This window comes from Mycoplana dimorpha, assembly GCF_003046475.1.
In the GTDB taxonomy this organism is placed as follows: domain Bacteria; phylum Pseudomonadota; class Alphaproteobacteria; order Rhizobiales; family Rhizobiaceae; genus Mycoplana; species Mycoplana dimorpha.
The window spans coordinates 115,250-137,500 of record NZ_PZZZ01000010.1 but is presented as its reverse complement, the minus strand read 5'-3'; the positions used below and the strand labels follow the sequence as shown (position 1 = coordinate 137,500).

General features: G+C 64.6%; 17 protein-coding genes. 8 read left to right on the top strand and 9 right to left on the bottom strand.

Annotated features, from left to right (window positions below; all coding sequences use genetic code 11):
* The first annotated feature begins 112 nt into the window (after positions 1 to 112).
* The gene (gene gcvH / locus C7449_RS20240; RefSeq protein WP_108004713.1) at positions 113 to 475 is read left to right on the top strand and encodes a glycine cleavage system protein GcvH; all 363 of its coding nucleotides are present in this window, start codon (positions 113 to 115) and stop codon (positions 473 to 475) included.
* A complete protein-coding gene (gene gcvP, locus C7449_RS20235; RefSeq protein ID WP_108004712.1) occupies positions 475 to 3,336 on the top strand; it encodes an aminomethyl-transferring glycine dehydrogenase in 2,862 nt (953 codons plus the stop codon). Before gcvH ends, gcvP begins: the two co-directional genes overlap by 1 nt.
* 316 nt (positions 3,337 to 3,652) lie before the next feature.
* Here gcvP and sufA read toward each other — a convergent pair whose 3' ends face one another.
* The 7 genes from sufA to C7449_RS20200 form a co-directional block, all read right to left on the bottom strand.
* Positions 3,653 to 4,045, bottom strand: coding sequence for a Fe-S cluster assembly scaffold SufA (gene sufA, locus C7449_RS20230; protein WP_108004711.1), 393 nt, complete (start codon positions 4,043 to 4,045; stop codon positions 3,653 to 3,655).
* A 126-nt stretch (positions 4,046 to 4,171) separates the two neighbouring features.
* On the bottom strand, positions 4,172 to 4,552 hold the full coding sequence (locus C7449_RS20225; RefSeq protein ID WP_108004710.1) for an SUF system Fe-S cluster assembly protein: 381 nt from the start codon (positions 4,550 to 4,552) through the stop codon (positions 4,172 to 4,174).
* Positions 4,553 to 4,562: 10 nt separating this feature from the next.
* Positions 4,563 to 5,804 (bottom strand): cysteine desulfurase, encoded by a 1,242-nt coding sequence (locus C7449_RS20220; RefSeq protein ID WP_108004709.1) that lies wholly within the window; start codon positions 5,802 to 5,804, stop codon positions 4,563 to 4,565.
* A gap of 22 nt (positions 5,805 to 5,826) precedes the next feature.
* A complete protein-coding gene (gene sufD / locus C7449_RS20215) occupies positions 5,827 to 7,101 on the bottom strand; it encodes a Fe-S cluster assembly protein SufD (protein WP_108004708.1) in 1,275 nt (424 codons plus the stop codon).
* Between the two features lie 20 nt (positions 7,102 to 7,121).
* Positions 7,122 to 7,877 (bottom strand): Fe-S cluster assembly ATPase SufC, encoded by a 756-nt coding sequence (gene sufC / locus C7449_RS20210; protein WP_108004707.1) that lies wholly within the window; start codon positions 7,875 to 7,877, stop codon positions 7,122 to 7,124.
* Positions 7,878 to 7,945: 68 nt separating this feature from the next.
* Positions 7,946 to 9,415, bottom strand: a complete 1,470-nt coding sequence (gene sufB, locus C7449_RS20205; RefSeq protein WP_108004706.1) for a Fe-S cluster assembly protein SufB — start codon at positions 9,413 to 9,415, stop codon at positions 7,946 to 7,948.
* 135 nt (positions 9,416 to 9,550) lie between these two features.
* Positions 9,551 to 10,720, bottom strand: a complete 1,170-nt coding sequence (locus C7449_RS20200) for a cysteine desulfurase family protein (RefSeq protein ID WP_108004738.1) — start codon at positions 10,718 to 10,720, stop codon at positions 9,551 to 9,553.
* 222 nt (positions 10,721 to 10,942) lie between these two features.
* On the opposite strand from C7449_RS20200, the gene C7449_RS20195 reads away from it, so the two are divergent.
* Entirely contained in the window at positions 10,943 to 11,620 is a 678-nt protein-coding gene (locus tag C7449_RS20195) for an alpha/beta hydrolase (protein WP_108004705.1), read from the top strand.
* A 62-nt stretch (positions 11,621 to 11,682) separates the two neighbouring features.
* Here the strand turns inward: C7449_RS20195 and C7449_RS20190 are convergent, their stop codons facing one another.
* A complete protein-coding gene (locus C7449_RS20190) occupies positions 11,683 to 12,807 on the bottom strand; it encodes an anhydro-N-acetylmuramic acid kinase (RefSeq protein WP_108004704.1) in 1,125 nt (374 codons plus the stop codon).
* 99 nt (positions 12,808 to 12,906) lie between these two features.
* On the opposite strand from C7449_RS20190, the gene tyrS reads away from it, so the two are divergent.
* Positions 12,907 to 14,160: a tyrosine--tRNA ligase gene (gene tyrS / locus C7449_RS20185; RefSeq protein WP_108004703.1), complete on the top strand. Its 1,254-nt coding sequence runs from the start codon at positions 12,907 to 12,909 to the stop codon at positions 14,158 to 14,160.
* A gap of 100 nt (positions 14,161 to 14,260) precedes the next feature.
* Here tyrS and C7449_RS20180 read toward each other — a convergent pair whose 3' ends face one another.
* Positions 14,261 to 17,644 carry a YhdP family protein gene (locus C7449_RS20180; RefSeq protein ID WP_108004702.1) on the bottom strand — a complete coding sequence of 1,128 codons (3,384 nt, stop codon included), beginning with the start codon at positions 17,642 to 17,644 and terminating at the stop codon, positions 14,261 to 14,263.
* A 125-nt stretch (positions 17,645 to 17,769) separates the two neighbouring features.
* Between C7449_RS20180 and bcp the strand changes: the two genes are divergently transcribed.
* The 4 genes from bcp (at position 17,770) to C7449_RS20160 (ending at position 22,247) form a co-directional block, all read left to right on the top strand.
* Positions 17,770 to 18,237, top strand: a complete 468-nt coding sequence (gene bcp / locus C7449_RS20175) for a thioredoxin-dependent thiol peroxidase (protein ID WP_108004701.1) — start codon at positions 17,770 to 17,772, stop codon at positions 18,235 to 18,237.
* A 1-nt stretch (position 18,238) separates the two neighbouring features.
* Positions 18,239 to 19,084 carry a ferritin-like domain-containing protein gene (locus C7449_RS20170; RefSeq protein WP_108004700.1) on the top strand — a complete coding sequence of 282 codons (846 nt, stop codon included), beginning with the start codon at positions 18,239 to 18,241 and terminating at the stop codon, positions 19,082 to 19,084.
* Between the two features lie 176 nt (positions 19,085 to 19,260).
* Positions 19,261 to 20,571, top strand: coding sequence for a M23 family metallopeptidase (locus tag C7449_RS20165; RefSeq protein WP_245414461.1), 1,311 nt, complete (start codon positions 19,261 to 19,263; stop codon positions 20,569 to 20,571).
* A gap of 167 nt (positions 20,572 to 20,738) precedes the next feature.
* Positions 20,739 to 22,247, top strand: a complete 1,509-nt coding sequence (locus tag C7449_RS20160) for a DEAD/DEAH box helicase (protein WP_108004699.1) — start codon at positions 20,739 to 20,741, stop codon at positions 22,245 to 22,247.
* Positions 22,248 to 22,251 lie beyond the last annotated feature (4 nt).

The following is a 22,251-nucleotide window of genomic DNA, read 5'->3' as shown; positions in this document are numbered from 1 at the left end:
CCAATGCCTGCCACCCTGCTCTTCCCCACCGGTGGGAAAGGGACAGGAGTGCGGCAGGCAGGCGGATGAGGGGCAAACTCCATAATTCTTGGTCTCTTGAGAGGAACACAAAATGCTGAAATTCACCGCAGAGCACGAATGGCTCAAGATCGACGGCGACATCGCCACCGTCGGCATTACCACCCACGCCGCCGAACAGCTCGGCGATCTTGTCTTCGTCGAACTGCCTGCCGTCGGCGGCACCCACGAGAAGGGCGGCGATGCGGCCACCGTCGAATCGGTCAAGGCGGCGTCGGACGTCTATTGTCCGCTCGACGGCGAGATCGTCGAGGTCAACCAGGCGATCGTCGATGACCCCTCCCTCGTCAATAGCGACCCGCAGGGCGCCGGCTGGTTCTTTAAGCTGAAGCTGGCGAACAAGGCCGACGCGGACGCGCTGCTCGACGAGGCAGCCTACAAGGAGCTCGTTGGCTGATGAACCTGCCCAAGGATTTTACCTTCACCGACTACCAGCCCTACGACTTCGCCAACCGTCGCCACATCGGCCCCTCGCCGAAGGAGATGGAGGACATGCTGAAGGTCGTGGGCTATGACAGCCTCGACGCGCTGATCGATGACACCGTGCCGCAGTCGATCCGCCAGCAGAAGCCGCTCGAATGGGGCGCGCCGATGACCGAGCGCGAGGCGCTCGACAAGCTGCGCGAGACCGCCAACAAGAACCAGAAACTGGTTTCGCTGATCGGCCAGGGCTACTACGGCACCATCACCCCGCCGGTGATCCAGCGCAACATCCTGGAGAACCCGGCCTGGTATACGGCCTATACGCCTTACCAGCCCGAGATCAGCCAGGGCCGGCTCGAGGCGCTGCTCAACTACCAGACCATGGTCTGCGACCTGACCGGCCTCGACATCGCCAACGCCTCGCTGCTGGACGAGGCGACCGCCGCCGCCGAGGCCATGGCGATGGCGGAGCGCGTTTCGACCTCCAAGGCGACGACCTTCTTCGTCGACGAGAACTGCCATCCGCAGACGATCGCGCTGCTGAAGACCCGCTCCGAGCCGCTCGGTTGGTCGATCAAGGTCGGCGACCCCTTCAAGGATCTGGTCCCGTCCGAGGTCTTCGGCGCGATCTTCCAGTATCCGGGCACCTACGGCCACGTGCACGACTTCACCGACGTCATCGCCTCGCTGCATGCCGCTGGCGCCATCGCCGTCGTGGCCGCCGATCCGCTGGCGCTGGCGCTCCTGAAGTCGCCGGGCGACATGGATGCCGACATCGCCATCGGCACGACCCAGCGCTTCGGCGTGCCGGTCGGCTATGGCGGGCCGCATGCCGCCTACATGGCGGTCAAGGATGCCTACAAGCGCAACATGCCGGGCCGCCTCGTCGGCGTCTCCGTCGATGCCCGCGGCAACCGCGCCTATCGCCTGTCGCTGCAGACGCGCGAGCAGCACATCCGCCGCGAGAAGGCGACGTCGAACATCTGCACCGCCCAGGTGCTGCTCGCCGTGATGGCGTCGATGTATGCGGTCTTCCACGGCCCGCAGGGCATCAAGGCGATCTCGCAGAGCGTCCACCAGAAGACCGTCCGCCTCGCCATGGGCCTGGAGAAGCTCGGCTACACGGTGGAGCCGGAGATGTTCTTCGACACGATCACCGTCCATGTCGGCAAGCTGCAGGGCGTCATCCTGAAGACGGCGGTCGCCGAGGGGGTGAACCTTCGCAAGATCGGCGACGACCGCATCGGCATAAGCCTCGACGAGCGCTCGCGGCCGGTCACGCTGGAAGCGGTCTGGCGTGCCTTCGGCGGCGACTTCGAGGTCTCGCAGTTCGAGCCGGGCTATCGCCTGCCGGCGAACCTGCTTCGGACCAGCGCGTACCTGACGCACCCGATCTTCCACATGAACCGCGCGGAAAGCGAGATGACCCGCTACATCCGCCGGCTGTCGGACCGCGACCTCGCGCTCGACCGCTCGATGATCCCGCTCGGCTCCTGCACGATGAAGCTGAACGCGACGGCCGAGATGCTGCCGATCACCTGGCCGGAATTTGCGGAGATCCATCCCTTCGTCCCGGCCGACCAGGCGGAAGGCTATCGCGAACTGATCGACGACCTGTCGGCCAAGCTCTGCGCCATCACCGGCTATGATGCGATCTCCATGCAGCCGAATTCCGGCGCGCAAGGGGAATATGCCGGCCTGCTGACGATCCGCGACTACCACATTGCCAATGGCAATGCGCATCGCGACGTCTGCCTGATCCCGACCTCGGCGCACGGCACCAACCCGGCCTCGGCGCAGATGGCCGGCATGAAGGTGGTCGTCGTCAAGGCGAGCGACAACGGCGACATCGACATGGAGGATTTCCGCGCGAAAGCAGAGAAATACGCGGAAAACCTCTCGTGCTGCATGATCACCTATCCGTCGACCCACGGCGTGTTCGAGGAGAACGTGCGCGAGGTCTGCGAGATCGTCCACAAGCACGGCGGCCAGGTCTATCTCGACGGCGCCAACATGAACGCCATGGTCGGGCTCGCCCGCCCCGGCGATATCGGCTCCGACGTCAGCCATCTTAACCTGCACAAGACCTTCTGCATCCCGCATGGCGGCGGCGGCCCGGGCATGGGTCCGATCGGCGTGAAGGCGCATCTGGCGCCGTTCCTGCCGAAGGACCCGCGCAGCGGCGACGCGGGCGCGGTCTCGGCCGCTCCGTTCGGTTCGGCGTCGATCCTGCCGATCTCCTGGAGCTACTGCCTGATGATGGGCGGCGAAGGCCTGACGCAGGCGACGAAGGTGGCGATCCTAAACGCCAACTACGTCGCCGCCCGGCTGAAGGGCGCCTATGACGTGCTCTACAAGTCGGCGAAGGGCCGGGTGGCGCACGAGTGCATCATCGACACGCGCCCGCTGGTCGACAGCGCCGGCGTGACCGTCGACGACGTGGCCAAGCGCCTGATCGACTGCGGCTTCCATGCCCCGACGATGAGCTGGCCGGTGGCCGGCACGCTGATGATCGAGCCGACCGAATCGGAGACGAAGGCCGAACTCGACCGGTTCTGCGATGCGATGCTGGCGATCCGCGAGGAGGCCCGCGCCATTGAGGAAGGCCGGATGGACAAGGTCAACAACCCGCTGAAAAACGCGCCGCACACGGTCGAGGACCTGGTCGGCGAGTGGGACCGGCCCTACTCGCGGGAGCAGGCCTGCTACCCGCCGGGCGCCTTCCGGGTGGACAAGTACTGGTCGCCGGTCAACCGCGTCGACAACGTCTATGGCGATCGGAACCTCGTCTGCTCCTGCCCGCCGCTCGAGGACTATGCCGAAGCGGCCGAGTAAGCCAACAACATAGCAATGCGATCGATCCCCGGCCGTGAGCCGGGGATTTTTTGCCCGCGATTTCAACGAAAATGCCTAGCGGTTTTGCGTCCGGAATAGCGTCGAAACAGTGAGATCGACCGTTCCCACGGTAGCGGAGAGGCTCTCGTGCATATAGGCTTGGGCCGTCGGATCAGCTTGAAACGTTGACGTTGGCGGACGGGCGTCCGTTGCAACGCTGCATGGCCGGTAGGCACCTGCGTAAAGCCATAGGACGGCTTGTTGCCCTAAGTCAGCACGCCGCTCGAACCAGCTCTTGCTTCGAGGAATGACCGCCTTAGCCGGCGCGCACCGTCGGGTTGCCGGTCGCGGCGAGGGCTGCGAGATCGGCAGGCTTCAACTCGACCGATTCACCGCAGCCGCAGGCCGACGTCTGGTTCGGGTTGTGGAAGGTGAAGCCGGAGCGAAGCGTCGTCACCTCGAAATCCATCTCGGTGCCGAGCAGATAGAGCACCGCTTCCGGGGCGACCCAGACCCGGGCGCCGGCGTGCTCGACGAGATCGTCCTTGGCATTCGGCTCGGTGACGAGATCGACGGAATACTCCATCCCCGCGCAGCCGCCCTTCTTGATGCCGACCCGTATGCCCTTGGCATCGCCGCCGGCATTATCCACGATCGCCCTGACGCGGTCGGCGGCGGCATCGGTAATCGTCATTACTGCAAAGGCCATGAGCCGGTTCTCCTTTTCCAGACGGGTTCAAGGCCCGACGGATCCGAAACAAATGTAATGGCAGCCGGTAAGGGGATCAATAGCTTGCGCCTCGCGTCCGGTCCGGACGGCTGCCAGCTTGCCGGGTCAGTACCAGCCGACCGCGACCTGCGCCTCCTCGGACATGCGGTCCGGCGTCCACGGCGGATCAAAGGTCATCGAGACCTCGACGCCGGAAACACCCTCGACGGCGCCGACCGCATTCTCCACCCAACCCGGCATCTCGCCCGCAACCGGGCAGCCGGGGGCGGTCAGCGTCATGTCGATCTTCACCATCCGGTCGTCCTCGATGTCGATTTTGTAGATCAGGCCGAGTTCGAAGATGTCGGCCGGAATTTCCGGATCGTAGACCGTCTTCAGCGCAGCAATGATGTCGTCGCTGAGGCGGGCCAGTTCGTCCGCAGGAATCGCGGAGTTGACGATGCCCTCGCGGGCGTCGACCTTCTCTTCCGTGGTGTCGACAGACATTTCAGACTCCTCAGGCAAAGAACTTGCGGGCGTAATCCAGCGCATCGGCCAGCACGTCCACTTCTGCACGCGTGTTGTACATGCCGAACGAGGCGCGGCATGTGGATGTGACGCCGAAGCGCTTCAAGAGCGGCTGGGCGCAGTGGGTCCCGGCGCGCACGGCGACCCCGGCCCGATCGATCACCATCGACACGTCATGCGAGTGGATGCCCTCGAGTTCGAAGGCAAAGATCGCCCCCTTGTTGGGCGCCGTGCCGAAGATGCGCAACGAATTGACCGCGGAAAGCCGCTCGTGGGCATAGGCCGCAATGTCAGCCTCGTGCGCGGCAATCGCGGCGCGGCCGACCTTCTCCATGTAGTCGAGCGCATAACCGAGCCCGATCGCCTGCACGATCGGCGGCGTGCCGGCCTCGAAGCGGTGTGGCGGGTCGTTGTAGGTGACGATGTCCTCGGTCACCTCCACGATCATCTCGCCGCCGCCCTGGAACGGCCGCATCTCCTTCAGCCGGTCGGTCTTGCCGTAGAGCACGCCGATGCCGGATGGGCCGTACAGCTTGTGGCCGGTCATCACGTACCAGTCGCAATCGATGTCCTGGACATCGACCGGCAGGTGAACGGCGCCTTGCGAGCCGTCGACCAGCACCGGAATGCCGCGTTCGCGGGCGATCTTGCAGATCTCCTTGACCGGCACGACCGTGCCGAGCGCGTTCGACATATGCGTGATCGCGATCAGCTTGGTGCGATCCGTGAGGCACTTGACGAAGTCCTCGACGTGGAAGGCGCCCTGCTCGTCCACCGGCGCCCAGACGAGCTTGGCGCCCTTCTGCTCGCGGATGAAATGCCAGGGCACGATGTTGGAGTGGTGCTCCATGATCGACAGCACGATCTCGTCGCCCTCGCCGAGCTTGGGCATGCCGTAGCCATAGGCGACCGTGTTGATCGCCTCGGTCGAGGACTTGGTGAAGATGATGTTGTCGACCGACGGCGCGTTCAGGAAGCGCCGCACCTTCTCGCGCGCAGCCTCATAGGCTTCCGTCGCGGCATTGGAGAGGAAGTGCAGGCCGCGATGGACGTTGGCGTATTCGTTGGAATAGGCGTGCGCGATCGCGTCGATCACCACCTGCGGCTTCTGCGCCGATGCGCCGTTGTCGAGATAGACCAGCGGCTTGCCGTAGACCTGCCGCGACAGGATCGGAAAGTCCCGGCGGATCGCCTCGACGTTGTAGGTCGTCACGGGTTTGATCTGGTTCATCTCGACAATCTCACTCCGCCGATCAGGCGTGCCTGTCCAGCCAGTCGGTAATGACGCCTTCCAGCGACTCGACCAGCGCCTCGTCTTCCAGCTCCTCGACGATCTCGGCGACGAAGGCGTTGACCAGCATGGCCCGCGCCTTGTTCTCCGGGATGCCACGCGCCATCAGGTAGAAGAGCTGCGTGTGGTTGATGTCGATGACGGTGGCGCCGTGACCGCACTGCACGTCGTCGGCGAAGATCTCCAGCTCCGGCTTGGCAGAAAAATCCGCGTCGTCGGACAGAAGCAGCGTGTTGCACGACATCTTCGCGTCGGTCTTCTGGGCATCCGGAGCAACCCGGATCTGGCCCTGGAACACGCCCTTGGCCCGGTCGAAGACGACGTTGCGGATCACTTCGGAAGACGTCGTGTGCGGCACGTTGTGCCCAACGGTGAAGGTCACGTCGGTATGGCTCTCTCCGCCGAGCAGGTTGATGCCGCGCAGCGTCAGGTTCGAGCCCTCGCCCGCCACCGCGACGTGGATTTCCTGCCGCACCAGCTTGCCGCCGCCGTTGATGACGTAAAGACGGAGGTTCGCGTTGGCGCCAAGGGACGCCTTGAACTGCGCGAGATGGGTGTCGGCTTCTCCCTGCGACTGGAAGATGATCCAGGTGATCTCGGCGCCGTCGTCGAGCCGCACGTCGCTGACCGAGGTGACCAGCGCCGCCTCGTCGCCGACCGCCAGATGACGCTCGATCACGGTCGCCTTGGCGCCCGCGCCGAAGCGGACCGGAAAGCGCGTGCTGACCTGGCCGCAATTCTGCACGGACTGGATCTCGATCGGGGTTTCCACCTCGAGGCCATCGGCAAACTCGATCGACAGACCGTCGCGCACGAACGAGCCGTTGATCTGTCCGATCGCGTCGTCGCGATCGCGTTCGGACAGCCTTTCGGCCGCCGATCCGTCCAGCAGCGCGTCCGCATAGCTGCGAACCGAGATCCCGTCCTGCAGACTGCGCAGGTTCGCCTTGCCGTTCGTCACCGACAGAACCGTGGAGCCAGGTACGATCGGATCAACCCGGCTGGCGGTCATCTCGTCGCGATAGGCGGGCACAGCGCGCAGCAGCGACTTGAGATCGGTATAATGCCAGGCCTCGATGCGGCGGGTCGGCAGCCCGGCCGTCTTGAGGTCGCTGAGCAGCGCGTCGCGCGCGGCGAGGGTGGCGCCATCGCCCGGCAGATCGCCCAGCTGCTTGTCATAGGCCTCGACCAGGGCGGCTTCCGCCGCGGTCGGCTTGAACCCTGCTTGGATATTCATGGATCCGTCCTTCCCGGCGCTCAGGCGGCCGCCTCGATGATATCGGCATAGCCGTTGGCTTCGAGATCGTGCGCCAGCGTCTTGTCGCCGGACTTGATGATCTGGCCCTTGTAGAGCACGTGGACCGTGTCCGGCACGATATAGTCGAGCAGGCGCTGATAGTGGGTGATGACGACGACCGAACGATCCGGCGAACGCAGCGCGTTGACGCCGTCGGCGACGATCTTCAGCGCGTCGATGTCGAGACCAGAATCGGTTTCGTCGAGGACGCAGAGCCGCGGCTCGAGCAGCGCCATCTGCAGGATCTCCGAGCGCTTCTTCTCGCCACCGGAAAAGCCGACATTGAGCGGACGGCGCAGCATTTCCGGAGAGATCTGCAGTTCGGCGGCGGCTTCCTTGACGCGGCGCATGAAGTCCGGCGTCGTCAGCTCATCCTCGCCGCGCGCCTTGCGCTGCTCGTTCATCGCAACCTTCAGGAACTGCATGGTGGCGACGCCGGGGATCTCGATCGGGTACTGGAAGGCAAGGAAGATGCCCTTGGCGGCCCGCTCCGACGGATCAAGCTCGAGAATGCTCTCGCCGTTGTAGAGGATGTCGCCCTCGGTGACCTCGTAGTCCTCGCGGCCGGCGAGGATGTAGGACAGCGTCGACTTGCCAGAGCCGTTCGGGCCCATGATGGCGGCGACCTCGCCGTCCCTGACGGTCAGGTTCAGGCCGCGGATGATCTCGGTGCCGTCCTCGGCGATGCGTGCGTGCAGGTTCTTGATTTCAAGCATGGTGTATCCTCTGCGGGATCGAATGGGACATGGCGCGACGACGCGCGCCGAATTCTCTCAGGGCCGTTTTAGCCGACCGAGCCTTCGAGGCTGATGCTGATCAGCTTCTGCGCCTCGACGGCGAACTCCATCGGCAGCTCCTGGATCACTTCCTTGACGAAGCCGTTGACGATCAGCGCGATCGCCGCCTCTTCCGGGATGCCGCGCTGGAGGCAGTAGAACAGCTGGTCCTCGGAGATCTTCGAGGTGGTCGCCTCGTGCTCGAAGTGCGACGTCGAGTTCTTCGCCTCGATGTAGGGCACCGTATGCGCACCGCAGCGGTCGCCGATGAGCAGCGAGTCGCACTGGGTGAAGTTGCGGGCGTTCTCCGCCTTGCGGTGGGTCGAGACCTGGCCGCGATAGGTGTTCTGCGAGACGCCGGCGGCGATGCCCTTGGAGATGATGCGGCTCGACGTGTTCTTGCCGAGGTGGATCATCTTGGTGCCGGAATCGACCTGCTGGTGCCCGTTCGAAACGGCGATCGAATAGAATTCGCCGCGCGAATTGTCGCCGCGCAGGATGCAGGACGGATACTTCCATGTGATCGCCGAACCGGTCTCGACCTGCGTCCAGGAGATCTTCGAGTTCTTGCCGCGGCAATCGCCCCGCTTGGTGACGAAGTTGTAGATGCCGCCCTTGCCGTCCTTGTCGCCCGGATACCAGTTCTGAACGGTGGAGTACTTGATCTCGGCGTCATCGAGCGCCACGAGCTCCACCACCGCTGCGTGAAGCTGGTTCTCGTCGCGCTGGGGCGCCGTGCAGCCTTCGAGGTAGGAGACGTACGCGCCCTCCTCGGCGATGATCAGCGTGCGCTCGAACTGGCCTGTATCCCGCTCGTTGATGCGGAAATAGGTGGAAAGCTCCATCGGGCAGCGGACGCCCTTCGGCACGAACACGAACGAACCGTCGGTAAAGACAGCCGAGTTCAGCGTCGCATAGAAGTTGTCGGTGGTCGGCACGACGGTGCCGAGATACTTCTTCACCAGGTCCGGATGCTCGCGGATCGCCTCGGAGATCGACATGAAGATCACGCCGGCCTTCTTCAGCTCTTCCTTGAAGGTCGTGACGACCGAGACGGAATCGAACACGGCGTCGACGGCGACCTTGGATTTCTGCACGCCGGCAAGAATCTCCTGCTCGCGCAGCGGGATGCCGAGCTTCTCGTAGGTCTTGATGATTTCCGGATCGACATCGTCGATCGACATCGGGCCGCTCTGGTTCTTCGGCGCGGCGTAGTAGTAGAGGTCGTTGAAGTCGATCTTCGGGTAGTTGACGCGCGCCCAGGCCGGCTCCTCCAGCGTCAGCCAACGGCGATAGGCGCCCAGACGCCACTCGAGCATCCAGTCGGGCTCGTTCTTCTTGGCCGAGATGAAACGGATGATGTCCTCGGAAAGGCCCTTCGGCGCCTTTTCCATCTCGACGGTCGTCTCGAAGCCGTACTTGTACTGGTCGACGTCAATCTGACGGACCTGATCGATCGTTTCCTGCACGGCAGGCATGTCGTTCTCCAATCTCGCCGGATCCAAGGTCCGGCAGCTTGTCAACGTGTGGCGGGTTTCCGCCGGTTATGTAGGCGCCAGAAGGGGCTTTTCACACCTTTTGGCAAGCAAAAACTTGCGTTTCCGCAACTTTCGTCAGGCGGCCGCAGTCCCCTGCCGCCGCCGTCCGGCAATACGCGCAAAGGCGTCGAGAAAGCGGTCCACATCCGCCTCGGTGGTCGTGGGGCCCAGCGAGGCACGAAGCCCTCCGAGCGCCGCATCGAAGCCCATCGCCGTCAGCACGTGGCTGGCGCCGACCTTGCCCGACGAACAGGCCGATCCGGCCGACACTGCGATCCCCTCGAGGTCGAAGGCGATCTGGCCGGTCTCCGACTTCAGGCCCGGCAGGCTGAAGAACGTCGTGTTCGAAAGCCGCTCGACCGCTCGGCCGTGAATGATCACGTCGCCCGCAAGCGCCGCCATTCTTGCTTCCAGGTGGTCGCGCAAGGCCCTGATGCGCGCGGTGCGCGCCTCCAAACCGTCAGCCGCCGCCCGTGCAACCGCTCCAAAGCCCGCGATAGCCGCGGCGTTTTCGGTGCCGGAACGGTGGCCCTTTTCCTGGCCGCCGCCGCGGATCAGCGGCTTCGGCATCAGCACCTCGCCGCGCGACACCAGCGCCCCGGCGCCCTTTGGCCCGCCGAGCTTGTGCGCCGACAGGAACAGGAAGTCGGCACCGAGATCGCTGATAGATAGCGGCAGCCGCCCGGCAGCCTGCACTGCATCGACGACGAACAGGCCGCCCCGTTTGTGGACGATCTCGCCGGCCGCGCGCACCGGCTGGATGATGCCGGTCTCATTGTTGGCGAGCATGACGGCGACCATCGGCAGGCCGCTTTCGGCGTCATGGGCGTCGAGCAGCGCCTCGAGGGCGGCAAGGTCGACGATACCGGCGGCCGTCACCGGGATCTCGATCACCTGCTCCTTGTCGAACCGCCCGCCTTCCCTGACGGCGGGATGTTCGATGGCCGACACATAGAGCCTGCCGATCGAAAGCGGCGTGCGCCCCATGCGGAAATCGGGCGTGAGCACCATGCTGGCCGCCTCGGTCGCGCCGCTGGTGAAGATCACGTGCGCCGGATCGGCACCGACCAAGCCCGCCACGTCGCGCCGGGCCGCGTCGATCAGCGCCCGTACAGCCCGCCCCTCGCCGTGGACGGAGGACGGATTGCCGGACAGGCCGAGCGCGGCCAACATGGCCGTCCGGGCTTCGGGTGCAAGCAGCGCCGTCGCGTTCCAGTCCAGATATGTCCTCGGCCGTGCCGGCATTGTTGAAATCAACTCCCGAAGGCGTTCCTCGGGCAAGGCAGCGAGCATTTTCCTTGAAATTTCCGCCGGGCTTGCCGTAAGAGACGAACCTCGATACGCACATAGCGTACCAAAGTTTCGAATGGTTCTAAACTGCTTTTAGAAAAGCTGACTGAATTCGTCAAGACATCCAGGGATGTCGAAGCGGTTTAGCAAAACCAGAAAACACGCGCCGGAGAAAGCATGCCCGAAATCATCTTCAACGGACCCGCCGGTCGCCTGGAGGGCCGATATCAGCCTTCCAAGCAGAAGAATGCCCCCATCGCCATCATCCTGCACCCGCACCCGCAGTTCGGTGGCACGATGAACAACCAGATCGTCTACCAGCTCTTCTACATGTTCCAGAAGCGCGGGTTCACGACGCTGCGGTTCAACTTCCGCGGCATCGGCCGGAGCCAGGGCGAGTTCGATCACGGCGCCGGCGAGCTTTCGGACGCAGCCTCGGCGCTCGACTGGGTGCAGAGCCTGCATCCGGATTCGAAGAGCTGCTGGGTGGCAGGCTATTCGTTCGGCGCCTGGATCGGCATGCAGCTACTGATGCGCCGTCCGGAAATTGAGGGCTTTATGTCGATCGCCCCGCAGCCGAACATCTACGACTTCTCGTTCCTCGCCCCCTGCCCGTCCTCGGGGCTGATCATCAACGGCGACGCCGACAAGGTGGCGCCGGAGAAGGACGTCAACGCGCTGGTGGAGAAGCTGAAGGCGCAGAAGGGCATCCTGATCACGCACAAGACGGTTCCGGGCGCCAACCATTTCTTCAACGGCCACATGGAGACGCTGATGGCCGAGTGCGAGGATTACCTGGACCGCCGCCTCGCGGGCGAACTGACGCCGGAGCCGGCGGCCAAGCGGATTCGTTGATCGGATAAATCAACAAGCCTATCCGACCCGCCGGTTTCTCCGGCGGGTTTTTTCTTGCCCTATCATGCCGGGACAGCCAACACCCCGCCCGAAACCGGCGCCCGCACCCCGGTCGTGCCGGGAAACGTCAATGGCAGCCCCTCCAGCGAACGCACGGCGAGATAGGCCCAGGCCTCCGCCTCCATGCTGTCACCGTTCAGCCCCGCCGCTTCCGCGCCCATCACGGTTGCCCCTTCAGCCGCAGCCAATTCGGCCAAGTCGCCCATGATCACCCGGTTGAGCCGCCCCCCGCCGCAGACGACAAAGGTCTTCGGCCGTGCCGGCAGATGCCCCGCAGACTTGAGGATCGCCGCGGCCGTCACATGGGCGAGCGTGCGTGCGCCGTCCTCCAGCGTCGCCTCGGCATCGGCCGGCAGCGTGAAATCGTTACGATCGAGCGAGCGCCGCTTGCTCCCCGTGAAGAACGGGTTGGCAAGGTAGCGCGCCACAAGGCCGGACAGCACCCGCCCTTCGCTGGCGATCATGCCGCCCTGATCGAAGGGGATGCCGGCATGCGCCTCGACCCACTGGTCGATCAGCGTGTTTCCGGGACCGCTGTCGAAGGCAACGATCTGGCCGCCCGCATCGACATAGGTGAGGTTCGATATGCCGCCGATGTTGACGAACACCACCGGAAAGGCGCATTGCGGCGGCAGGTTGCGCGCCAGCGCCGCATGGTAGACGGGGATGAGCGGCGCCCCCTGCCCGCCATGCACCATGTCGTTGGCACGCATGTCGAAGACGACCGAGACGCCAGTCTCGCGCGCCAGCAGTGCGCCGTCGCCGAGTTGCACGGTCAGCGCCTGGTCCGGCCGATGCAGCACCGTCTGGCCGTGGAAGCCGATCACATCAACATCCGACGGCAACAGCCTGTTTTCCTGAAGGAAAGACCTCACGGCATCGGCATGGCGCCACGTCAGTTCCCGTTCGACCGCAACAAGATCGCCGGGCCGCTCGTCGCGCCGGCTGATCGCCTTCGCGGTCTCAAGCGCTGCCTGCAGACGCCGGCGAAAGCCGGCGTCATAGGCAAAGCCCATCCCCGGGCCGCGTTCGAGCAACTGATCGCCGTCAGTGCGCAGCAGCGCGACGTCGATGCCGTCCATGCTGGTGCCGCTCATCAGGCCGAACGCGGTTTTTGTCTGTCCCATGGCAATATTCCAGAATCACTTTTGGAGTGATTATGGGCGAAATCAGTGCTACAGGCGCGGCTTCGTTCAAGAAAACCTCCCTTACGCAAGAGAAGACCAATGTCGGGTTTCAAGTCAGATTTCCTTCGCACGCTCAGCGAGCGCGGCTTTATCCACCAGATCTCGGATGAGACCGGCCTCGACGACCTGCTCGCCAAGGAAACCGTGACGGCCTACATCGGCTTCGACCCGACCGCGCCGAGCCTGCACGCCGGCGGGCTGATCCAGATCATGATGCTGCACTGGTTCCAGCAGACCGGCCACCGGCCGATCTCGCTGATGGGCGGCGGCACCGGCATGGTCGGCGACCCCTCGTTCAAGGACGAGGCGCGCCAGCTGATGACGCCGGAGACGATCGACGCCAACATCGCCTCGATCAAGAAGGTGTTCTCGAGCTACCTGACCTACGGCGACGGCCCCAAGGACGCGCTGATGATCAACAATGCCGACTGGCTGCTCGGCATCAACTACCTCGAATTCCTGCGCGACGTCGGCCGGCACTTCTCGGTCAATCGCATGCTGTCGTTCGACAGCGTCAAGATGCGCCTCGACCGCGAGCAGTCGCTGTCCTTCCTCGAATTCAACTACATGATCCTGCAGGCCTACGACTTCGTGGAGCTGAACAAGCGCTACGGCACGCGGCTGCAGATGGGCGGCTCCGACCAGTGGGGCAACATCATCAACGGCCTCGACCTCGGCCACCGCATGGGCACCCCGCAGCTCTACGCGCTGACCTCGCCGCTTTTGACCACCGCCTCGGGCGCCAAGATGGGCAAGTCGCTTTCCGGTGCCGTGTGGCTCAACCCCGACATGCTGTCGGCCTATGACTTCTGGCAGTACTGGCGCAACACCGAGGACGCCGACGTCACCCGCTTCCTCAAGCTCTACACGACGCTGCCGATGGACGAGATCGCCCGCCTTTCCGCACTCGGCGGCTCGGAGATCAACGAGGTCAAGAAGATCCTCGCCACCGAAGTCACTGCCATGCTGCATGGCCGGGAGAATGCGGAGCAGGCGGCAGAAACCGCCCGCAAGACCTTCGAGGAAGGTGCGATTGCCGAGAACCTCCCCTCGATCGAGGTCCCGACCGGCGAACTCGAAGGTGGCATCGGCCTGCTTTCCCTGATCGTCCGGGCCGGCCTTGCCGCGTCCAACGGCGAGGCCCGCCGGCATGTCCAGGGCGGCGCGGTGCGCATCAACGACAACGCGGCGGCCGACGAACGCATGACGATCGGCGGCGCAGACGTCACCGCCGACGGCGTGATCAAGCTGTCGCTCGGCAAGAAAAAGCACATTCTCGTCCGCCCCGCCTGATCGCAGCCCAGAGATCACATCAAGACCCGCGCTCGCCTCGATCGCGGGTCTTTTGCTGCCTGAACCCGACCAAGCTGGCTGCCATCCAGCCCTGTCCGGCTCAGAACTCGAAGATGTTGCGGAACACGCCGGGCGCGATGATCGAGAGCGGGTTGACCACCAGGCCCGGCCGATCGAACGGTCCGCTGAGCTTGAAGGTGATGCCGATCAGGCCCCGGTCGCTGCCATTGCCAAGGATGAAGCCGATCAGCGGCAGCTCGGCAAACAAGCGGTTGAGGCCGTAGGCCGGCATGAAGGTGCCGGTCAGCTCCATCCGATCGCTTGCATCGCGTACGGCACCCTGGAAGGTGGCGCCGACCGCCTCGCCCCGGACGACGCCGTTTTCCACCCGCAGCGTTCCCTGATTTGCAACGATGAAGGCGAACCCGCGCGAAAAGTGCATCGAGCTCGTGTCGATTTCCTTGCGGACTGCCTCGTTGAGGCTGCGTCCTCCGGCCGGCGTCGACACCATCGAGCGCAGCTTATCCTCGCCGATCAGCCGGAATTTGCGGATGTCGAGCGGCCCCCGCCAGCTTCCGTCGGCGCCAGCCTTGAGGCGCATGTTGAGTAGGCCGCCTTCCATGTGACGGTACAGGTTCGCGAGGCGGGCCAAGGCGCCGGCGTCGCCGCTGGTGAGTTCAAGCGTGTTTGGGCCGTTGCCGCCACCCATGGTCGCGACGATCGCCTGGCCGCTGGCGGTCACGCCTCTGAGGTCGAGCGTCGTGATCCGCTTGCCGTTGGTTGCATAGGTCAGGCGGACATTGCCGAGTGCCTCGCCGTTGAAACCGGTGACCTGGTCAAGCTCGGCACGAACGGAAATCGGCACATCGTCCTGGCTGGCCGATCCGGACGGATTTGCCTTCAACCGCGCCAGCACCGGGCGGGCATCCACCGATCGGCCCTTTGCCTGGACCACGTATCCCGACTTGCCGCGCTCGACAACAAGCGCGTATTCGTCCTGGGCGGACAGCCGCACGGTGTCGAATCGGGCCGACTGCAGCGACGCCCCGCTGAGAACGACGTCGCCCGCGACCGCGAAGCCATCGCCCGAAAAGTGGAAGCCGGACAGGCGGGTCTTGCCGTCCTGCTGGTCGAGCGTGAATGTCGAGGTCGCCGCAATTCCGGCCCCTTTCGTCCAGCCGATCCACGGCAACGAGACCACTGCGCGGCGCAGATCGGCCTCGATCTTCTGGCGGCCGTCGGGATCGGTGGCGACCGAGATCGTCACGGGCCCGGAAAGCAGATCCTTCAGTCCCGGGAAGAGCCGGGCGCGATCCGCGTCGCCGATCGTTCCGCCAATGGTCAGTTCGCGCTTCCGGCCAGCGGACGCCCCCAGCGGCTCGACGAGCGTGACCTCCAGCGGCACCTGATCAATCCGCGCCTTTGCCTTCAGGTCGGCCCGCGTCGGGTTTACGCTGAGCGTCCCCTCGACAGCCGCGATGTTTCGCCCCGCGAGCGGTTTCTTCAGATCGACGCCGAGCAGTTTTATCTCGGCGGCCCATTCGGGCGCCGGCGGGTTCTGGTCGCGGACAAGACCGAACCGAGCCTTCACCTTCGCCTCCGCCGCGCCGGAAAGGTCGTGCGGCGTGAAAGGGGTTTTCTTCAGGGCATCGATGGGCTCGTAGGTGACGAGTTCGGCGAGCGCGTCGGCCGGACCCGCAAGGTCGATGTCCAGGTCGGCCATCAGCGGCCGCGCGTGCACGTCCGGCATCAGGAACTTGCCGCCTTTGACGGTCACGGTCCGACCCGACGGCATGTAGCTCGTGCCGCTTGTGATCCCGATGTCGACGCGCCCGCCGTTGAGTTCGAAGTGCCCCGACGCATCGCGCAGCGGCGGAATGGTGCCGGCAATGTTGAGACGCGTATCCGCGATATCAAAGGCGATTCGCAGTTCGCCTTCGCCGAGTTCCAGCCGCCCATCAGGCTCAGGCTCCCGATCAGCCGCCATGGACACCTCGATTCGGCCGTTTGTGACGGTGCCGCCGAAGATGTTGCGGGTTACCCACTGGCGCGCCTTCTTGGCGATCCAGAAAGGCCAGAGCTGCTTCACCGCCGCCGCCTGCACCCGGTCGCTCACCATGGCGAAGTTGACCTCGGGAGACTTGCCGCCGAAGCTGAGCCCGAGGGAGCCGGCCAGCGAGCCCTGCGGGCTGGATACGCCCAACTCGTCGAACAGCACCTGCTTTTTCGCCGGAATCAGCCTGCCGGCGGCCTTCGCATCGAAGCGGACCGGCGCCTCCGCCGTATCCTCCGGCGCGCTGACCGCATTGCGGACGACAAGATCGACCGCAAAGCCTTTTTCCGTCTGGTCCGACAGCCGGTCGAGGTCGATCAGGCCGCCCGTAAAGGGAAACTTCGACGCACCGACCTGTATCATCGACGGCAAGACCTCGAGCGAACGACGCTCGTAGTCGTAGTTGAGCACCAACCGGCTCGGTTTCAGCGCCGCACCGATACCGTCCAGATACAGGGTGCCACCTTCGGAAGTGACCGCCAGTTCGAGTTGCCGGGAGCCTGCTGCCGGTCCATGCGACGCCGACAGGGTGAGGTCCGCCTGCGCGTCCAGCCCACTCGCAACGCCACCCGTCGCGGTGCGCCGCGGGGCGAACGCGCCAAGCGGAACGCCGGAGATCCTGCCGTCGATCACGCGTCCGTCGGCGTTCGACTGCGTTACCAGGTGGAGGCTGCCGTCCTTGCCGTCCAGCCCATAACGCCCGTCGATCGCCATCTCGCCTGCCGCAGACCGCGCGAAGGTCAGGTGCTCGACAACGAGGGTCAAGAGCCGTCCGCCGCCGCCGACGAGCGGCAGAGCCAGGTTGTTGATGCGAACGTGCGAAAGACCGTTGTCAGCAATCATGCCCTCGATCTCGCCCAGCCGTTCGAAGGCCAGTTCCTGATAGGCAGGCACGGCATCGAGTCGGAACTTTTCGAAATCGACAGGCGGCCCGCTCGGCATGAGGGCGGGATTGAACATCGCGCCGTCGATATCAAGCCGTGTCGGCGCGACCCGGCCGGCGAGCAGCGCCAGCGGATCGAGAACGATCGAGACGGCGGCGGCGTTGGCGACGCTCTGCCCGCCGGCCTTTTCCACCAGCTTGACGTGCTCGGCCTTCAGCGCCAGGCCACCGAAGCTGGAGAAGCGGAGGACGGTCTTTTCCACTGAAGCGGTGTAGTTCGGTCCGACGGCGCGGTTCAGCGCCGTCAAGGCGCGTCCGTTGAGCGGCGCATCCACAAGACCGCTTTCGACAGTGGCGACGACAAGCACCAGGACAAGAGCGAAAAAGGCAGAAAGTCCGACCAGGAAGCGCAACAAGACCGACAGGTGGCTCGGACGCTCCGTACAGTGCAAGACCAGCGGTTCATGGGCGCGGGCGGACGGCAACTGGTGCAGGCAGACGATGTCGCCCCGACCGAATTTGACCTTCTCGCCGCGGATCTCGCTCATGTCGCGGTTGTTTACTCCTCTGGCGCATCGGCCAAACGGCGCTGCATCTGGACGATTCCCGTCAGGACTATATACCGGAGGCAGCGCCCCATGACCGAAAAACCTGTCTAAAGAAAGGAAATCCCATGGCAGAAATGTCGCCCGGAACTCCCGCTCCCGATTTTTCGCTGCCGAGCGACGGCGGCGGCCACGTCGAGCTGTCCAAGCTTCGCGGCAGTCCCGTCGTGCTGTTTTTCTATCCAAAGGACGACACGGCCGGCTGCACCGCCGAAAATATCGCGTTTTCCGAGCTCGCCGATCAGTTCGAGGCGGCCGGTATCGTCGTTCTCGGCCTGTCGCCAGATCCCGTCAGCAAGCATGAACGGTTCCGGGCCAAGCACGGCCTCAAGGTACGCCTGCTCTCGGACGAGGACCATCATGTCCTCGAGGCCTACGGCGTCTGGACGGAGAAAAGCATGTACGGGCGCCGCTACATGGGCGTCGAACGCACGACCTTCCTTATCGACGCCGAAGGCCAGATCGCGGAAATTTGGCACAAGGTGAAGGTCCCCGGCCACGCCCAAGCCGTCCTGGCACGTGCGAAAGAGTTGTAGGATGCCGCAGGACAGCACGACGAACGGCCGGCCATCGATCGAAAGCCTGCGTGGCGGCGCCACGCGGGCGATCATCTCAGCCGACCTGGATCAAAAGACCGAACTTGCGCAGGAGACGGCGCGGCGATGGTTTTCGCGTACCCTGTCGCTGCGTTCGCCGCTGGACCCACCGCTGCCGGACAGGCCGGGTCGACCTGACCGGCCGGAACTGGTGCCGCCGAAGAACATGGAGAAGCGCTCGCTCCATACACTGAAGGGCCGGATCGCACTTTTGCACGCGCTCGCGCATATCGAGCTCAATGCGGTCGATCTCGCGCTCGACATCGTTGCCCGCTTCACGACTCAAGGAGTGCCGCACTCCTTCTTCGACGGCTGGATGCAGGTAGCGTTCGAGGAGGCGAAGCACTTCCGGATGATCCGCGACCGCTTGAGGGCACTCGGGGCCGATTATGGCGACCTGCCCGCCCATGATGGGCTCTGGCAGGCGGCCCACAGCACGCGCAACGACCTGACCGCGCGCCTCGCCGTCGTGCCGCTGATCCTCGAGGCGCGCGGACTCGACGTGACGCCGGTGCTGCAGGCGAAGATGCGCGAGACCGGCGACAACGAAAGCGCCGACATCCTCGACGTCATCTACAACGACGAGAAAGGGCATGTGGCCGTCGGCGCCAAGTGGTTCCGCTTCCTTTGCGCGCGCGACCGGAAGGACCCTGCCGCGACCTTCAGGGAACTTGTGCGGGTCAACTTCCGCGGTCCGCTGAAGGCGCCGTTCAACGACGTGGCCCGGGCTGAAGCAGGCCTTACGCCCTCCTTTTACCGGAGCCTCGTTTCCGTCAGCCAGAGCTAACGCCCCAGGGACATTCCGGTCTCCGGGTTCAGGCATGCTTGTCCCGCAACCGGTTCCCGGCCTCGAAGATCGGGCCGGGTAAACGACCGCGGCACCATCGCAAGCGTTTCTTAACCTTAACGGGGTGTAATTGCCGACGACCCTGTGGGGCAGGGATTCTCGATCGGGAGTTGAGGGTGGCGGATCGTCCTGAAAATCGCGTCTTCGGTAAGCGCGAGCAGCAGCACATCATCATCGTCGCCAGCGGCGACCGTGTCCGGCACATGACCATCCGCCCCTGGATGATGGCGCTGGCCTTCTGCTTTATCGGCATGTTCACCATCGGCTATCTCGCCGCCACCTCCTATCTGGTGCTGCGGGATGGGTTGATCGGTGCGACCATGGCGCGCCAGGCCCGCATGCAGCATGACTACGAAGACCGCATCTCGGCCCTGCGCGCGCAGGTCGACCGGGTAACAAGCCGCCAGTTGCTCGACCAGCAGGTCGTCGAGGAGAAGGTGGAAAAGCTCTTTCAGCAGCAACTGGCGCTGACGGAGCGCAACGGAAGGCTGGATACGCTGCTGAACCGCGCCGGCGACGCCGGCCTGGCCGATGAGGGTGCAGACGTCGGCACGTTGCCCGCCACACAGGAGCCCCTCGCCTACGGCGGTCGGAACGACAAGGCCGCCGGCGTCAGGGCCATCGATCGGCTGCTGGGCCGCGAGGCCGCCGGCACAGTGCGGCAGGCGGCCGTCACCACCCTCTACTATGCAGATCCCGGCGAATCGGCCGCAGACCGGACGGACCGGATGTTCTCCAACGTCACTCTCTCGCTGAAGGACATCGAACGCCGGCAATTGTCCCGGATCGAAAGGCTGACCGACGGCGCGGCGCACACGGCGGACGCCATTCAGGCAATCCTGGCATCAACAGGCATCGATCTCGCGCAGACCGCCACGACGGACCTTGCGACAGATGCGATCGGCGGCCCGTTCGTCGAGCCCGAGACGGGTAACCGCTTCGAGGTTTCGCTCGGGGAACTCGACACGACGCTCAGCCGGCTTGACATGCTGCGCGGCACGGCACGCCGGCTGCCGTTCGGCAACCCCTCTCCCGGCGGCGATGTCACCAGCCGCTTCGGCAACCGCACCGATCCGTTCCTCGGCCGCCTTGCGCTGCACGCCGGAATCGACTTCCGCATGCCGGTCGGCAGCGAAGTCCGGGCTTCCGGTTCGGGTACCGTAATCACGGCCGGCCGCAACGGCGGATATGGCAATCTTGTCGAGATCGATCACGGCGACGGGCTGACGACGCGGTACGCGCACCTGTCCCAGGTGCTGGTGAAGAACGGCGACGTGGTCGAGAGCGGCGAAGTCATCGGCCTGTCGGGCTCGACGGGACGGTCCACCGGACCGCATCTGCACTATGAGGTCCGCCGCGACGGCCGCGCCAGGGACCCTTCCCGCTTCCTCCTGGCCGGAACAAAGCTCTCCGCCCACATGGATTGATGTCGGGTATTAACTGCTTATTTCATTCGTTTTACTCGCAAATCTTCATGGAACGCCGGTTTCCTTGACTTTCCGGCGCTTTCAGACTAAGCCGCCTGCATCCAGCGACAATTACCGAAGCTGAAACCAAGGCGTTCGCACGAACCGGAACGGAAACAGATTTCCCTTTGACAACTTTTTCTGATCTTGGCCTGAGCCAAAAGGTACTCTCCGCCGTCACCGACGCGGGCTACACGACCCCGACCCCCATCCAGGCCGGGGCCATACCGCCGGCCCTGCAGCGTCGCGATATCCTGGGAATTGCCCAGACCGGTACGGGCAAGACAGCCTCTTTCGTGCTGCCGATGCTGACGTTGCTCGAAAAGGGCCGCGCCCGGGCGCGCATGCCGCGGACGCTCATTCTGGAGCCAACGCGCGAACTCGCCGCCCAGGTCGCCGAGAACTTCGAGAAGTACGGCAAGAACCACAAGCTCAACATCGCGCTGCTGATCGGTGGCGTGTCGTTCGACGAACAGGACCGCAAGCTGGAGCGCGGCGCCGACGTGCTGATCGCCACGCCCGGCCGTCTGCTCGACCATTGCGAACGCGGCAAGCTTTTGATGACCGGCGTCGAGGTTCTCGTGATCGACGAGGCCGACCGCATGCTCGACATGGGCTTCATCCCGGACATCGAGCGCATCGCCAAGCTGATCCCCTTCACCCGGCAGACGCTGTTCTTCTCGGCAACCATGCCGCCGGAAATCCAGAAGCTCGCCGATCGTTTCCTGCAGAACCCCGAGCGCATCGAGGTCTCCGCGCCCGCCTCTACCGCCATAACGGTGACGCAGCGCTTCGTCGCAACGCATTCCAAGGACTACGAAAAGCGCTCGGCGCTGCGTGACCTGATCCGCGCCCAGGAAGACCTGAAGAACGCGATCATCTTCTGCAACCGCAAGAAGGACGTTGCCGACCTGTTCCGCTCGCTGGATCGCCACGGCTTCTCGGTCGGCGCCCTGCACGGCGACATGGACCAGCGCTCGCGCATGACGATGCTGGCGAACTTCAAGGACGGCAACATCAAGCTGCTCGTCGCCTCGGACGTCGCCGCCCGCGGCCTCGACATTCCGGACGTCAGCCACGTGTTCAATTTCGACGTTCCGATCCACGCCGAGGATTACGTCCACCGCATCGGCCGCACCGGCCGGGCCGGCCGCTCGGGCGCTGCCTTCACGCTGGTCACCAAGCGCGACACCAAGTTCTCCGACGCCATCGAGAAGCTTATCGGCCAGACTGTCGAATGGCTGAACGGCGACCTGTCCACCCTGCCTGCCGTCGTCGAGAGCGAAGAGCGCGAGAAGCCCCGCAAGGGACGGGAGCGCGGCCGTGAACGCGACCGTGGCCATGATCGTGGCCATGATCGTGATCGTGATCGTGATCGTGGAAACAGTCATAAAAGCGATACCCGCAAGGACGACAATGCGCGCGAGGCCGTAATGGCGGAGAAGGGAAGCGACGCCATGAAAGCCGGACGCCATAACGAGACCAAGCCGAACCAGCCGGTGCGCAACCAGCGCCCTGCCAACGACGACCACCGTGAACGCCGCAGCCGCTATCGCCGCGACGATGACGACGGTCCGACGCCGGTCGGCTTCGGCGAGGACATTCCCGCCTTCATGCTGATTGCCGGCAAGGCCTGATCGA